The 12,155-nt window shown below is 66.0% G+C and carries 15 protein-coding genes; 13 read left to right on the top strand and 2 right to left on the bottom strand.

The window, feature by feature from the left end; all coding sequences use genetic code 11:
- Positions 1-26: 26 nt before the first annotated feature.
- The 6 genes from ruvC to IVB13_RS28475 all read left to right on the top strand — a co-directional run bounded on the left by ruvC (position 27) and on the right by IVB13_RS28475 (position 4,333).
- The gene (gene ruvC, locus IVB13_RS28500) at positions 27-554 is read left to right on the top strand and encodes a crossover junction endodeoxyribonuclease RuvC (RefSeq protein WP_018454591.1); all 528 of its coding nucleotides are present in this window, start codon (positions 27-29) and stop codon (positions 552-554) included.
- Positions 551-1,168, top strand: coding sequence for a Holliday junction branch migration protein RuvA (ruvA, locus tag IVB13_RS28495; protein WP_018454590.1), 618 nt, complete (start codon positions 551-553; stop codon positions 1,166-1,168). The genes ruvC and ruvA overlap by 4 nt, the downstream gene beginning before the upstream one ends.
- The gene (ruvB, locus tag IVB13_RS28490) at positions 1,165-2,223 is read left to right on the top strand and encodes a Holliday junction branch migration DNA helicase RuvB (RefSeq protein WP_026232771.1); all 1,059 of its coding nucleotides are present in this window, start codon (positions 1,165-1,167) and stop codon (positions 2,221-2,223) included. Before ruvA ends, ruvB begins: the two co-directional genes overlap by 4 nt.
- Before the next feature lie 128 nt (positions 2,224-2,351).
- Positions 2,352-3,269 carry a metallophosphoesterase gene (locus tag IVB13_RS28485; RefSeq protein WP_018454588.1) on the top strand — a complete coding sequence of 306 codons (918 nt, stop codon included), beginning with the start codon at positions 2,352-2,354 and terminating at the stop codon, positions 3,267-3,269.
- A gap of 114 nt (positions 3,270-3,383) precedes the next feature.
- A complete protein-coding gene (gene ybgC / locus IVB13_RS28480; RefSeq protein WP_247483532.1) occupies positions 3,384-3,788 on the top strand; it encodes a tol-pal system-associated acyl-CoA thioesterase in 405 nt (134 codons plus the stop codon).
- A gap of 77 nt (positions 3,789-3,865) precedes the next feature.
- Positions 3,866-4,333, top strand: coding sequence for a nuclear transport factor 2 family protein (locus IVB13_RS28475; RefSeq protein ID WP_018453738.1), 468 nt, complete (start codon positions 3,866-3,868; stop codon positions 4,331-4,333).
- Positions 4,334-4,540: 207 nt separating this feature from the next.
- Here the strand turns inward: IVB13_RS28475 and IVB13_RS28470 are convergent, their stop codons facing one another.
- Positions 4,541-5,254 carry a type 1 glutamine amidotransferase gene (locus tag IVB13_RS28470; protein ID WP_247490998.1) on the bottom strand — a complete coding sequence of 238 codons (714 nt, stop codon included), beginning with the start codon at positions 5,252-5,254 and terminating at the stop codon, positions 4,541-4,543.
- Positions 5,255-5,277: 23 nt separating this feature from the next.
- A complete protein-coding gene (locus IVB13_RS28465) occupies positions 5,278-6,204 on the bottom strand; it encodes a LysR family transcriptional regulator (protein WP_018453740.1) in 927 nt (308 codons plus the stop codon).
- Between the two features lie 151 nt (positions 6,205-6,355).
- On the opposite strand from IVB13_RS28465, the gene IVB13_RS28460 reads away from it, so the two are divergent.
- The 7 genes from IVB13_RS28460 to IVB13_RS28430 are packed head-to-tail and all read left to right on the top strand — an operon-like array spanning position 6,356 to position 12,147.
- Positions 6,356-7,312 (top strand): N-carbamoyl-D-amino-acid hydrolase, encoded by a 957-nt coding sequence (locus IVB13_RS28460; RefSeq protein WP_083926347.1) that lies wholly within the window; start codon positions 6,356-6,358, stop codon positions 7,310-7,312.
- A gap of 35 nt (positions 7,313-7,347) precedes the next feature.
- Positions 7,348-8,172 (top strand): ABC transporter substrate-binding protein, encoded by an 825-nt coding sequence (locus tag IVB13_RS28455; RefSeq protein ID WP_247294020.1) that lies wholly within the window; start codon positions 7,348-7,350, stop codon positions 8,170-8,172.
- Complete coding sequence (locus IVB13_RS28450; protein WP_018453743.1) at positions 8,169-9,026, top strand: amino acid ABC transporter permease; 858 nt, start codon at positions 8,169-8,171, stop codon at positions 9,024-9,026. Before IVB13_RS28455 ends, IVB13_RS28450 begins: the two co-directional genes overlap by 4 nt.
- The gene (locus tag IVB13_RS28445; protein WP_018453744.1) at positions 9,023-9,787 is read left to right on the top strand and encodes an amino acid ABC transporter ATP-binding protein; all 765 of its coding nucleotides are present in this window, start codon (positions 9,023-9,025) and stop codon (positions 9,785-9,787) included. Before IVB13_RS28450 ends, IVB13_RS28445 begins: the two co-directional genes overlap by 4 nt.
- 14 nt (positions 9,788-9,801) lie before the next feature.
- Positions 9,802-10,617, top strand: a complete 816-nt coding sequence (locus IVB13_RS28440; RefSeq protein ID WP_026232589.1) for an ABC transporter substrate-binding protein — start codon at positions 9,802-9,804, stop codon at positions 10,615-10,617.
- Positions 10,604-11,488, top strand: coding sequence for a polysaccharide deacetylase (locus IVB13_RS28435; RefSeq protein WP_018453746.1), 885 nt, complete (start codon positions 10,604-10,606; stop codon positions 11,486-11,488). Before IVB13_RS28440 ends, IVB13_RS28435 begins: the two co-directional genes overlap by 14 nt.
- Before the next feature lie 8 nt (positions 11,489-11,496).
- Complete coding sequence (locus tag IVB13_RS28430; RefSeq protein WP_247294022.1) at positions 11,497-12,147, top strand: aspartate/glutamate racemase family protein; 651 nt, start codon at positions 11,497-11,499, stop codon at positions 12,145-12,147.
- Positions 12,148-12,155 lie beyond the last annotated feature (8 nt).

The raw sequence follows: 12,155 nt of genomic DNA, 5'->3' as shown, positions 1-12,155 counted from the left end.
CGGCGGCCAGCCGCTATCACTGGCTCATGACGACGCTCCCGATTCGTGGCCCCGTTCGCATCATCGGCATCGACCCTGGCCTGCGCCGCACCGGCTGGGGCGTGATCGAGGCCGAGGGCAACCGCCTGATCTACGTCGCCTGCGGCTCGGTGGAGCCGCCGGACGATTTGCCGCTGGCGAGCCGGCTGCTCGCGATCCATGAGGGGCTGGCCGCCGTCCTGTCCAGTCACAAGCCGATGGAAGCCGCGGTCGAGCAGACTTTCGTCAATAAGGACGGCGTCGCGACGCTGAAGCTCGGCCAGGCCCGCGGCGTCGCCATGCTCGCGCCTGCGATGTTCGGCATCAGTGTTGCCGAATACGCGCCGAACCAGGTGAAGAAGACGGTGGTCGGCGCCGGCCACGCCGACAAGCAGCAGATCGCGATGATGCTCAAGATTTTGCTGCCGAAGGCCGATCCGCCGTCCGCGGACGCCGCCGACGCGCTCGCCATCGCCATCACCCATGCCCATCATCGCCAGAGCACCGCGCTGCGGCTGAAGGTGGCAGGCTTATGATCGGCAAGCTCAAGGGCCTGATCGATTCCTACGGCGAGGATTTCGTCATCCTCGACGTCGGCGGGGTCGGTTATCAGGTGCATTGCTCGACGCGCACGCTGCAGCATCTGCCCTCGCCGGGCGAGGCCGCCGTGCTGTCGATCGAGACCTATGTTCGCGAGGATCAGATCAAGCTGTTCGGCTTCCGCAGCGATCAGGAGCGCGAATGGTTTCGCCTGCTTCAGACCGTGCAGGGCGTCGGCGCCAAGGTCGCGCTCGCCGTGCTCGGCACGCTTGGGCCGTCCGACCTCGCCAACGCGATCGCGTTGCGCGACAAGGCTGCGGTGGCGCGCACGCCGGGTGTCGGCCCCAAAGTCGCAGAGCGCATCGTCACCGAGTTGAAGGACAAGGCGCCGGCCTTTGCCAATGTCGATCCGGCGGTCGTGCACCTCGCCGGCGCCGTCGACGACCAGCGCGCGCCGCGGCCCGTGGCGGACGCGATCTCCGCGCTGGTCAATCTCGGCTACGGCCAGCCGCAAGCTGCCGCGGCCATTGCATCTGCATCGCGCAGCGCGGGTGAGAATGCGGAGACCGCGCAGCTCATTCGCCTTGGCCTGAAGGAGCTCGCGAAGTGAGCGATCCTAAGGCCAACCGCATGGTCACGCCCGAGCGCCGCAGCGACGATGTCGGCGACACTGCGCTGCGTCCGCAATCGCTGTCCGACTTCGTCGGCCAGCAGCAGGCGCGCAAGAATCTGTCCATCTTCATCGAGGCGGCGCGCAAGCGCGGCGAGGCGCTGGATCACGTGTTGTTCGTCGGTCCTCCCGGCCTCGGCAAGACCACGCTGGCGCAGATCGTGGCCAAGGAGCTCGGCGTCGGCTTTCGTGCCACGTCGGGCCCGGTGATCGCCAAGGCCGGCGATCTCGCCGCGCTGCTCACCAATCTCGAAGAGCGCGACGTGCTGTTCATCGACGAGATCCATCGCCTGAGCCCGGCGGTGGAAGAAGTACTCTATCCCGCGATGGAGGATTTCCAGCTCGACCTCATCATCGGCGAGGGTCCGGCGGCGCGCTCGGTCAAGATCGAGCTATCGAAATTCACCCTCGTCGGCGCCACCACCCGCGCCGGTCTGCTCACCAATCCCTTGCGCGACCGCTTCGGCATTCCGGTCCGGTTGAATTTCTACACCATCGAGGAGCTGGAAAGCATCGTCACCCGTGGTGCCCGCGTGCTCAACGTCGGCATGAGCGCGGATGGCGCCAACGAGATCGCGCGACGCGCGCGTGGCACGCCGCGTATCGCCGGCCGGCTGCTGCGCCGCGTGCGCGATTTTGCTTCGGCGGCCGATGCCGACAGGATCGATCGCAAGATTGCCGACCACGCGCTGAGCGCGCTCGAGGTCGATGCCGCCGGCCTCGACGCGATGGACCGCCGTTACCTCACGACCATCGCGCAGAACTATGGCGGCGGCCCGGTCGGCGTCGAGACGATGGCCGCCGCTCTGTCGGAGCCGCGCGATGCGATCGAAGACATCATCGAGCCCTATCTGATCCAGTGCGGCTATCTGCAGCGCACTCCGCGCGGCCGCCTGCTCACCTCGCACGCCTTTCGCCATCTCGGCATCAGCGAGCCATCGCGCGATGCGGCGGCACAGTTCGGCCTGTTCGGCACCGACGAGAGCGACGACTGATCTGCGCAAGTACGGACGGTCGGGCCGTCATGAATTTCCGGTGATCTCGTGCAGAGGGTCTGCACAAGCGCACCCCATTTCCGCTTCAATCGGGTCGCATCAACAAGCTGCATCACGATCGGGCTGCCATGATCACGCGCCGTCACCTCATCCGTTCCTTCGGCGGCCTCTCCGCTCTCGCCGTCTCGACCGCGGCCTACGGCGTCGGCGTCGAGCCGGTGCTGCGGCTTCGCGTCACCCGCTATCATCCAACCCCGCGGCAATGGCCGGCGGACTTCCCGCTGAAGATTGCCGTGATCGCCGACATCCATGCCTGCGATCCCTGGATGCCGCTGGAGCGGATCGAAGCCATCGTCGACCGCACCAATGCGCTCAGCGCGGATATCATCGTGCTGCTCGGCGACTATGTTGCCGGTCTGCACCAGGTCACGCGCATCATTCCGGCGAGCGAATGGGCCAAGGTGCTGGCCGGCCTGAAAGCGCCGCTCGGCGTCCATGCCGTCATGGGCAACCATGACTATTGGGCCGATAGGACCGTGCAGCAGGCCGGCCACGGGCCGACGGTCGCGCATCGCGCGCTGGAGGCGGCCGGCATTCCCGTCTACGAGAACGACGTCGTGCGGCTCGCCAAGGATGGCCGCGCATTCTGGCTCGCCGGCCTTGGCGATCAACTCGCCTTTCTGCCGGCGCGACGCTTCCGGAGCACGGGACGCTTCGGCGCCGACGATCTCGACGCGACGCTTGCCAAGGTCACCGACGACGCGCCGATCATCCTGCTCGCGCATGAGCCCAATATCGCGCCGCGCATGCCCGCCCGCGTCGCGCTGCAACTGTCCGGCCACACCCATGGTGGCCAGGTCCGCCTGCTCGGCTGGTCGCCGGCGGTTCCGCCGCAGCACGGCATCCGGCTCGCCTATGGTCATGTCCGGCTGAAATGCGACGTCATCATCTCCGGCGGCCTCGGTTGCAGCATCATGCCGCTCCGCGTCGGCGTGCCGCCGGAGATCGTCGAGGTGACGCTGGGGCGTGGGCCGGCGGTGGTCTAGCCACGCTTGCGCAGCCGGCCGTTTTTGCGCAAAACGGGCTGGTTACCGAAAAGCGAAGAGGCTCGCGACGTGACAGCTCATCTCGACGGCGAGATCCGCGACGGCCGCCACCATATGCAGGTCCGCGTCTATTACGAGGACACGGATTTTTCCGGCATCGTCTATCACGCCAACTATCTGCGCTTCATGGAGCGCGGGCGGACCAATCATCTGCGGCTGATGGGCGCCGAGCAGCAGGCATTGTTCGAGCAGGCCGGGGCGGAAGAGGCAAGCTTCGCCTTCGTGGTGCGCTCGATGCATCTCGATTTCCTCAAGCCTGCCCGGATGGACGACGTGCTCGATGTCGTGACCTGGCCGGTCGCCGTGAAGGGCGCCTCCATCATGCTGGCGCAGGAGGTGCGGCGCGGCGAAGTCGTGCTGGTCAAAGCCGAGGTGCAGGTCGCCTTCATCAGCGGCGGACGTGCCCAGCCGATCCCGAAATCGATCCGCGCCTTGATGAAGGCTGATCTGATTTCGTGATCGGGCGATAGCGGACGGCCTCTCGACTCCTCCGCGCGCGGCGATAGATTGCACTCCCGCCAACCGATGAGGCCCTCATGTCGCGCCCGCCGCTCCCGCCCTTTACCCGTGAGACCGCAGCGCAAAAGGCCCGCATGGCCGAGGATGCCTGGAATTCGCGCGACCCGGTGCGCGTCTCGCTCGCCTATACCGAGGACAGCCGCTGGCGCAATCGCTCCGAGGTTTTTCAGGGGCGCGAGGCCATCGTCACGTTCCTCACCCGCAAATGGGAGAAGGAGCACGACTACCGCCTGATCAAGGACCTCTGGGCGTTTGACGAACACCGCATCGCGGTTCGCTTCCAGTACGAATGGCACGATGCGAGCGGCCAGTGGTATCGCTCCTACGGCAACGAGCAGTGGGAGTTCGACGAGCACGGCCTGATGCGGCGCCGCGAGGCCTCGATCAACGACATCGCGATTGCGGAGAAGGACCGGCGGTTTCACTGGCCGGCACCGGGGCCGAGGCCTGCGGATGTGGTGGGGCTGGGGACGGATCCGTTCTGAGGCCTATCAAGACGAGCTTGTCGCTTTCTTCCCTCTCCCCTTGTGGGAGAGGGTGGCTCGCCGCGAAGCGGCGAGACGGGTGAGGGGTCTCCCTCAGCGAGCACCTCTCGCGATTGAATCCGCGGATAGAGACCCCTCATCCGGCGCTTCGCGCCACCTTCTCCCACAAGGGGAGAAGGGAAGAGTCTGCGTGGCGAGAGCTGCGGACTACGTTGCCGTACGCTTCGCCAGAAACCTTGCAATCGCGCCACCAAGCTTGGCGTGATCCATCGGCTGCGCCAGTGATTCCCTCGCGGTGGCAACGACATCCTCCGGCGCCTTGCCGATGCGCAGCTCGCAGCACACTTGCGCAAACTCCACGTCGAACTCCGGATGCGGCTGCAGGGTGAGCGTCGCGCCGTTGGCGTAGAGCAGGCCGGCATGCGGGGTGAAATCGGAGGAGAGGATCGTCAGCGCATCGTTGGGCGGCTCCATCACCTGGTCCTGATGCGAGCAGGCGATGGCGACCGCTTCGCCGTCAAAGACGCCGTTGTCCGGCAGCACCTGATAGACGTGCCGGCCGATGCCCCAGCCCTTCTCCGACTTGCGCACGGTGCCGCCGAGCGCCTGCGCGATCAACTGATGGCCGAAGCAGACGCCGACCATGGGTGTCCTGTTGGCGTAGGCCGTGCGCACGAAATCTTCCAGCGGCGCGATCCAGTCGAGCCCGTCATAGACGCCGGCGGCCGCGCCGGTGATCAGCACCGCCTCCAAATTGCGCGGATCGGGCAGCGCATCGCCGTTCGGGATGCTGACGATTTCGACCGTAGCTGTCGGATCCTCGGCGCGGACCATGCGCTCGAACATGTCCGGGAATGAACCGTGGCGCTCGCAATATTTTTGTGGGACCTGTCCGGTCTCGATGATGGTGATGCGTGCCATGTGCCCTCCGGTAAAGGTCAAGCTCAGTCGCTTCCTGCCCCATGTTGTTGGTGTGGCGCTGTGCGCTCCAGCAGCGCACTCTCTTTCCGGACCTCGTTGAGAAACGCCTTGGCCAGGCGCGACAGCGGCTCGGCTTCCGACCATAGCATATAGGCCACGGCGTGCGTCGTCGGCGCGAACGGCCGTACGGCGAGGCCGGTCCCGCCGTTCTGCCGTGGCGAGAAGGGATCGACCACCGCGGCGCCGACGCCAGCGGCGGCGAGCACGCAGGCCGTGTTGCAGTAGCGCACCTCGACGGTCGGCTGGAACGGCGCGCCGGCGCGTGCGAAACTGTCGCGCACGGCCTCGCCAAGCCGCGTGCCGCGCTCGAGCCCGATGAAGGGCAGGCCGGACAGGTCGGCTGCCGAGATCACCGGCCGGTCGGCGAGCGGGTGCTGCGGCGGCAGCACGCAGACCATCTCGCCGGTGTGCACCACCTCATGGGCGATGCCCGGATGATGTGTCAGCCCGAGCGCGAAGCCGAGCTCGGCGACGCGGTTGAGCACGCCTTCGATGATGCCCTCATAGCGCCGCACGTCGAAGAACACCCGCGTCTCCGGGCGGCGGCGCAGGAAGCCTGACAGCGCCGCGGGGATGATGCTGTAGGCGAGCGGCGGCGTCGCGACCAGCGCGAGATGCCCGGAGCGGTTCTCGCGCAGATCGCGCACGCGGTTCTCGAGCTTTGCGTGCAGCGCGAAGATCGCCTCGCTCTCCTTGTAGAGCGCCATCGCTTCCGTGGTCGGAAACAGCCGGTTGTTGACGCGCTCGAACAGCGCAAAACCCGCCTGCGCCTCCATCGTCTTCAGCGCATTGCTGACGGCAGGCTGCGACAGCGCCAGTTCGTCGGCGGCCGCAACCGTGGTGCGGTGGCGGATGACGGCGCGGAGAATCTCGAGCTGGCGCAGGTTCATATCACTGCCGATTATACTCTGGGCCAAAACATCATAGCAGAACGAATTGATTTTGCAGCCCCGCTTCCGCGTAATGGCCGCGGATTTGCACGTCGCATCAAAGGGTTCATCCGCCCATTGAGGCGCCACTGCGCACAGATTGGAGGCAATCTTGGTTCGTGTCCTTCGCGCTGCCGCCGCACAGATGGGGCCGACGCAAAAAGCCGATCCGCGCGAGCATACGCTGTCGCGGATGCTTGCGCTGCTGGAAGAGGCGGCCGGCCGCGGCGCCAGCCTCGTGGTGTTTCCCGAGCTTGCCTTCACCACATTCTTTCCGCGCTGGTTGCTCGAAGGCGACGCGCTCGACCATTATTTCGAACGCGGAATGCCGAACCCGAACGTCGCCGCCTTGTTTGACCGTGCGCGTGCGCTGCGCGTCGGCTTCTATGTTGGCTATGCCGAGCTGACGCCGGATGGACGCCGCTACAATTGCGCCATCCTGGTTGACCGCGACGGCGAGCTGCTCGGCCGCTATCGCAAGGTGCACCTGCCGGGCTCGGTCGAGCCGCGACAAGGTGCGCGCTACCAGCAGCTTGAGAAACGCTATTTCGACTATGGCGACCTCGGCTTTCCGGCCTTCCGCGCCGGCTCGGCCTGGGCCCACGCCATTATGGGCATGATGATCTGCAACGATCGCCGCTGGCCGGAATCCTGGCGCGTGCTTGGCCTGCAGGGCGTCGAGCTTGTCTGCATCGGCTACAATTCGGCGGCCTATGATCCCAATGGCGGTAGCACGGAAGATGCCTCCTTGCGCACCTTCCACTCCACGCTGGTGACGCAGGCCAACGCCTATATGAACGCGACCTGGGCGATCTCGGTGGCGAAGGCGGGCGAGGAGGACGGCTCCGGGCTGATCGGCGGCTCCTGCATCGTCGATCCCAATGGCCGCATCGTCGCGCAGGCCGCAACGCTGACCGACGAGGTGATCGTCGCCGATATCGATCTGGACCTCTGCCGCCAGGGCAAGGACAAGATGTTCAACTTCGCCGCGCACCGGCGGCCGGAGCAATACAGGGTGATCACCGAACGCGCCGGCGTCATCGAACCCGCGGTTCTCGACGCGGACTGACAGGACGTTCCAGCAACGTTGGCAAAGGAGCCGATATGACGCGCCTCTCGTATTTCCTCGGCATCGCAGCGCTGACGGCCGCCACGTCCGCGCAGGCGGCGGAGCTTCCGGCCGAGATCAAGCAGGCGGGCGCGTTGAAGCTCACGGTCAACTCGACATACGCGCCGATGGAATATCGCGATCCCGCAACGAATGAGCTCGTCGGGCTCGACGTCGATCTGGCGAACGAGCTCGCCAAGCGCCTCGGCGTGAAGATCGTCTGGAGCGAGACGCCGTTCGCCGAATTGATCCCGTCGCTCCAGACCAGGCGCGCCGACTTCATCATCTCCGGCATCTCCGATCGCGCCTCGCGGCGCGAGACCGCAGATTTCGTCGATTATCTCGGGACCGGCCCGCAGTTCTTCGTGATGGCGGAGAACGAAGCCAAGGCTGCGACCGATCTCTGCGGCAAGAAGGTCGGGACCACCCGCAGCACCAGCTTCCCGGTCGAGATCGAGAAGTGGAGCAAGCAGAATTGCGAGCCGGCCGGCAAGCCGGCGATCCAGTACGTGCCGGGCGAGAACTCGATCGACGTTCGCAACCAGCTCAAGCAGGGCCGTATCGACGCCGCCGTACAGGGCAGCGAGACGCTGCCTTATGCGCAGACGCAGGAACCCGGCAAATACCGCGTGATCGGCGAGCCCTTTGCCAAAGGCTATCAGGGCATCATGTTCCGCAAGGACGATGCGGCGCTTCGTGAAGTGGTGACCGAGAAGCTCATCGCGATGATCGCCGACGGTTCCTACAAGGCCGTCCTCGACAAATGGAGCCTTGGCGGCAACGCGGTCGCCCAGCCCATGCTGAACGCGGCGCCGCAATGAAGCCGGCACCGGCACTCGCGGAGGGTTTTCCCGATCTGTCGGGAATGCGGGTCGCGCGCGAGCCGCACTGGTTTCGCTGGCTCAGCGCGGCGCTGATCGTCCTCGTGCTTGCATTGATCGGGCGCGCTTTTGCGGGCGGCCAGATCGAATGGTCTTATGTCGGCCGCTTCCTGACCGCAAAGGTGATCATAGAGGGCATCGTCAACACCATGGTGATGGCGGTGCTGGCGATGGCGCTCGGTATCTTCCTTGGCGTCGTCGTCGCGATCATGCGGCTGTCGCCCAACCCGGTACTGAAGACCGTTGCCGCCGGCTACACTTGGTTGTTCCGCGGCACGCCGCTGATCCTGCAACTGCTGCTGTGGTTCAATCTCGCGCTGGTGTTTCCGACCATCGGCATTCCCGGCCTGTGGAGTGCGCGCGCCGTCGACGTCATGACGCCGTTCCTTGCCGCGCTGCTCGGGCTCGGCATCAACCAGGGTGCCTATACCTCGGAAGTGATGCGCGCCGGCATGCTGTCAGTCGATATCGGGCAATATGAGGCCGCGCAGGCGATTGGCATGGGACGCCTGCGTGCGCTGCGCCGGATCGTGCTGCCGCAGGCGATGCGGGTGGTGATCCCGCCGCTCGGCAACGAGTTCATCGGCATGGTGAAGGCGACCTCGCTCGCCAGCGTCATCCAGTATCCGGAACTGCTGCACAACGCCGAAAACATCTACTACGCCAATTCGCGCGTGATCGAGCTCCTGATCGTGGCCGGGCTCTGGTACCTGCTCGTCGTCTCAATCCTGACGCCGCTCCAGATGCTGCTCGAACGCCGTTTTGCGCGCGGCACATTGCGGCTCGCGCGATGACAAGACCCCTCGTCGCGATTCGCTCCGTCGCCAAGAATTTCGGCGAGTTCCAGGCTCTCAAGAGCGTCACGCTCGACGTCTGGCCCGGCGAGGTGATGTGTCTGATCGGCGCCTCCGGCTCGGGCAAGACCACACTGCTCCGCTGCATCAACCAGCTCGCGGCGATCGACAGCGGCGGCATCTGGCTCGACGGCGAGCTCCTGGGCGTGCGCGAGCAGGGCGGACGACTGCATCGGCTCAGCGAGCGCGAAATCGGGCGGCAACGGCTGAAAACCGGCATGGTGTTCCAGCGCTTCAACCTGTTTCCGCACAAGACCGCGCTCGAAAACATCACAGAGGGTCCGCTCCAGGTTCAAGGCCGAAAATCCGACGAGGTGCGCGCTGAGGCGATCGAGCTGCTGCGGCGCGTCGGATTGTCGGCCAAAGCGGACGCGTATCCCGCCCAGCTCTCCGGCGGCCAGCAGCAGCGGGTCGCGATTGCCCGCGCGCTTGCCATGAAGCCGATGCTGATGCTGTTCGACGAGCCGACCAGCGCGCTCGATCCCGAGCTCGTCGGCGAGGTCTTGGCGGTCATGAAGGAGCTGGCGCGGAGCGGCATGAGCATGATGGTCGTGACGCACGAACTCGGCTTCGCGCGCGAGGCCGCCGACCGCGTCGTCTACATGGACCAGGGCGCGATCATCGAGCACGGGCGCGCATCCGATGTGTTGGGCGCGCCGCGCGAGGAGCGTACCAAGGCATTTCTTTCGGCAGTGATCTGAATGGGGGCGTATCGATGAAGAGACTTCTGGTTACGGCGGCACTCGTTGGCGCCATGAGCGCTCCGGTCATGGCAGTCGAGCTGCCGGCGGAGATCGCCAAGCGCGGCAGCATCAAGGTCGCGCTGGTGCCGAACTATCCACCGATGGAGTTCCGCGATCCCGCCACCAACGCGTTGTCCGGCTTCGACATCGATCTCGGCGAGGCCATCGGCCGCAAGCTCGGCGTCAAGATCGAGTGGCAGGAGACCAGCTTTGCCGAGTTCATGCCGTCGATCTCGACCGGGCGGGTGGACGCCATCCTGTCCGGCTTCACGGACTATGCCAGCCGGCACGAGATCGCGTCCTTCGTCGATTATTTGCGCAGCGGCCCGCAGTTCTTCGTGCAGCAGTCGCGCAAGGCGGAGTTCAAGGACGCAGCCGCGCTCTGTGGCAAGAAGGTCGGCGCCAGCCGCCGCACCATGTTCCCCGCGCAGATCGCGGCCTGGAGCGAGAAGAATTGCGGCACCAATCCGATCCAGTTCGTCGGCACCGACGGCTCGGCCGACGCCCGCACCCAGCTCAGGCAGGGCCGCATCGATGCCGCCGCCCAGGGCAACGAGACGCTGCCCTACATCATGGACCTCGAGCCCGGCACCTATGCGACCGTGGGCGAGCCCATCGCGCAGCAATTCACCGGCATCGCTCTGCCGGTCAAGGAAAAGGCGCTGCAGCAAGCCATGCTCGAGGCGGTCGATGCACTGATCGCGGATGGCACCTATCGCACGCTCCTCGCCAAGTGGAAACTGACCGACAACGCACTCGAAAAGGCGACCATCAATGCTGGACAGTAAGGCACTCCAGAGCATTCCGCTCGTTCCGGCCAACACCGCGGATCCTGCACCGGAATACCCCTGGCCGAAGCCGTACAATTCGGCGATGTTCCTGTCGTTCGACGTGGACGCGGAGAGCGCCTGGACCAGCAAGGACGCGGTGCACGCCCAGCGGCTCATCACCATGAGCTATGGCGGCTATGAGGCGCGCGTCGGCACGCCGAAGCTCCTGGAGCTGCTCGAACAGCTCGATCTCAAGGCGACCTTCTTCGTCACGGGATGGTCGGTCGACGCGCATCCGGCGATGGCCGAGGCCATTCTCAAGGCCGGTCACGAGATCGGCCACCACGGCTATCACCATCTGTTGCCCGATCCCGGCGATCCCTGGATCGAGGAGGAGCTCGAGCGCGGGTTCGAGGCGCTCAAGCGCCGGCTCGGCGTCAGGCCGACCGGCTACCGCGCGCCCTACGGCGAATTCACCGAGGAACTGCGGGTGGCGTTAGTGCGCCACGGCATCGTCTACACCTCCTCGTTCCGCGACGACGTGCGGCCCTATCGCCATCGTCTCGCCGACGGCAAGCCGGGCACGATCGAGCTGCCGGTGACCGCCAGCTATGACGACTGGATGCACGGCCTGTCCGCGCGCTTCAGTCCGCGCTCGATTTTCCCCAAGGAGCATGTGCTCTCGATCTGGAAGGACGAGCTCGACGAAACCAGAGACTGGGGCGCGATGGTGACGACCGTGCTGCATCCACAATGCAGCGGTCGACCGATGCGGCTGCGCCTGCTGCGCGAATTCCTGACCTACGCAAAGTCGTGCCCGGATGTCTGGATCACGACCGGTGAGAAGATCGCGGCCAACTTCCTGCGCCACGAGGCCGGAAAAAGTTGAGCCACGCCATGACCCGTATCCTCGTCATCAACCCCAACTCCTCCGCATCGGTGACGGCGGCGATCGACGACGCCGTCGCGCCGCTACGCATCGCCGGCGGACCCGCAATCGAGGTCGTCGGCCTTGCCGGGGGGCCGCCGGGCATCAGCTCGCAACGCGACGCCGACAGCATGGTGATGCCGCTGGTCAACCGTGTGTCGCGCGCCGATGCGGATGCCTTCGTGCTCGCCTGCTTCAGTGATCCCGGCCTGCATGCGGTGCGCGAGGCGGCCGGCGGGCGCCCGGTGATGGGCATCGCCGAGTGCGGCATCTTTCGCGCAATGATGCTGGGCGAGCGATTTGGCGTCATCGCGCTGTCGCCGTCGAGCATTCGCCGCCAGCAGCGGATGGTGCGGCTGATGGGCATCGACAGCCGCTATGCCGGAAGCTGGTCGGTCGGCGCGAGCGCGGCGGAGACGGCAGGCGCGGACATCCGGGGACGGTTGATTGAAGCTGGCCGCGCGCTGGTCTCGCAATGCCGTGCCGATGTCGTGGTGATGGGCTGCGCCGGCATGGCCTCGCACCGCGCGGCGATTGCGGATGCCATCGGTGTGCCCGTGGTCGAGCCGGCGCAGCAGGCGGTGGCCGCTGCGATCGGCGCGGTCTTGTTGAACACGTAAGATCCTTC

The organism is Bradyrhizobium sp. 17 (genome assembly GCF_023073515.1).
Taxonomy (GTDB): domain Bacteria; phylum Pseudomonadota; class Alphaproteobacteria; order Rhizobiales; family Xanthobacteraceae; genus Bradyrhizobium; species Bradyrhizobium canariense_D.
The sequence above is the reverse complement of the archived record's forward strand: the minus strand, read 5'-3'. Positions and strand labels throughout refer to the sequence as shown.

Bases quoted from the DNA above. Each gene is read 5' to 3' on its own strand.
- IVB13_RS28455 (WP_247294020.1), top strand. From the start codon at position 7,348: ATGACGCGCCTCTCGTATTTCCTCGGCATCGCAGCGCTGACGGCCGCC.
- IVB13_RS28435 (WP_018453746.1), top strand. From the start codon at position 10,604: ATGCTGGACAGTAAGGCACTCCAGAGCATTCCGCTCGTTCCGGCCAAC.
- IVB13_RS28475 (WP_018453738.1), top strand. From the start codon at position 3,866: ATGTCGCGCCCGCCGCTCCCGCCCTTTACCCGTGAGACCGCAGCGCAA.
- IVB13_RS28440 (WP_026232589.1), top strand. From the start codon at position 9,802: ATGAAGAGACTTCTGGTTACGGCGGCACTCGTTGGCGCCATGAGCGCT.
- IVB13_RS28445 (WP_018453744.1), top strand. From the start codon at position 9,023: ATGACAAGACCCCTCGTCGCGATTCGCTCCGTCGCCAAGAATTTCGGC.
- IVB13_RS28450 (WP_018453743.1), top strand. From the start codon at position 8,169: ATGAAGCCGGCACCGGCACTCGCGGAGGGTTTTCCCGATCTGTCGGGA.
- ruvA (WP_018454590.1), top strand. From the start codon at position 551: ATGATCGGCAAGCTCAAGGGCCTGATCGATTCCTACGGCGAGGATTTC.
- IVB13_RS28485 (WP_018454588.1), top strand. From the start codon at position 2,352: ATGATCACGCGCCGTCACCTCATCCGTTCCTTCGGCGGCCTCTCCGCT.
- ruvC (WP_018454591.1), top strand. From the start codon at position 27: ATGACGACGCTCCCGATTCGTGGCCCCGTTCGCATCATCGGCATCGAC.
- IVB13_RS28465 (WP_018453740.1), bottom strand. From the start codon at position 6,204: ATGAACCTGCGCCAGCTCGAGATTCTCCGCGCCGTCATCCGCCACCGC.
- IVB13_RS28430 (WP_247294022.1), top strand. From the start codon at position 11,497: ATGACCCGTATCCTCGTCATCAACCCCAACTCCTCCGCATCGGTGACG.
- ybgC (WP_247483532.1), top strand. From the start codon at position 3,384: ATGCAGGTCCGCGTCTATTACGAGGACACGGATTTTTCCGGCATCGTC.
- IVB13_RS28470 (WP_247490998.1), bottom strand. From the start codon at position 5,254: ATGGCACGCATCACCATCATCGAGACCGGACAGGTCCCACAAAAATAT.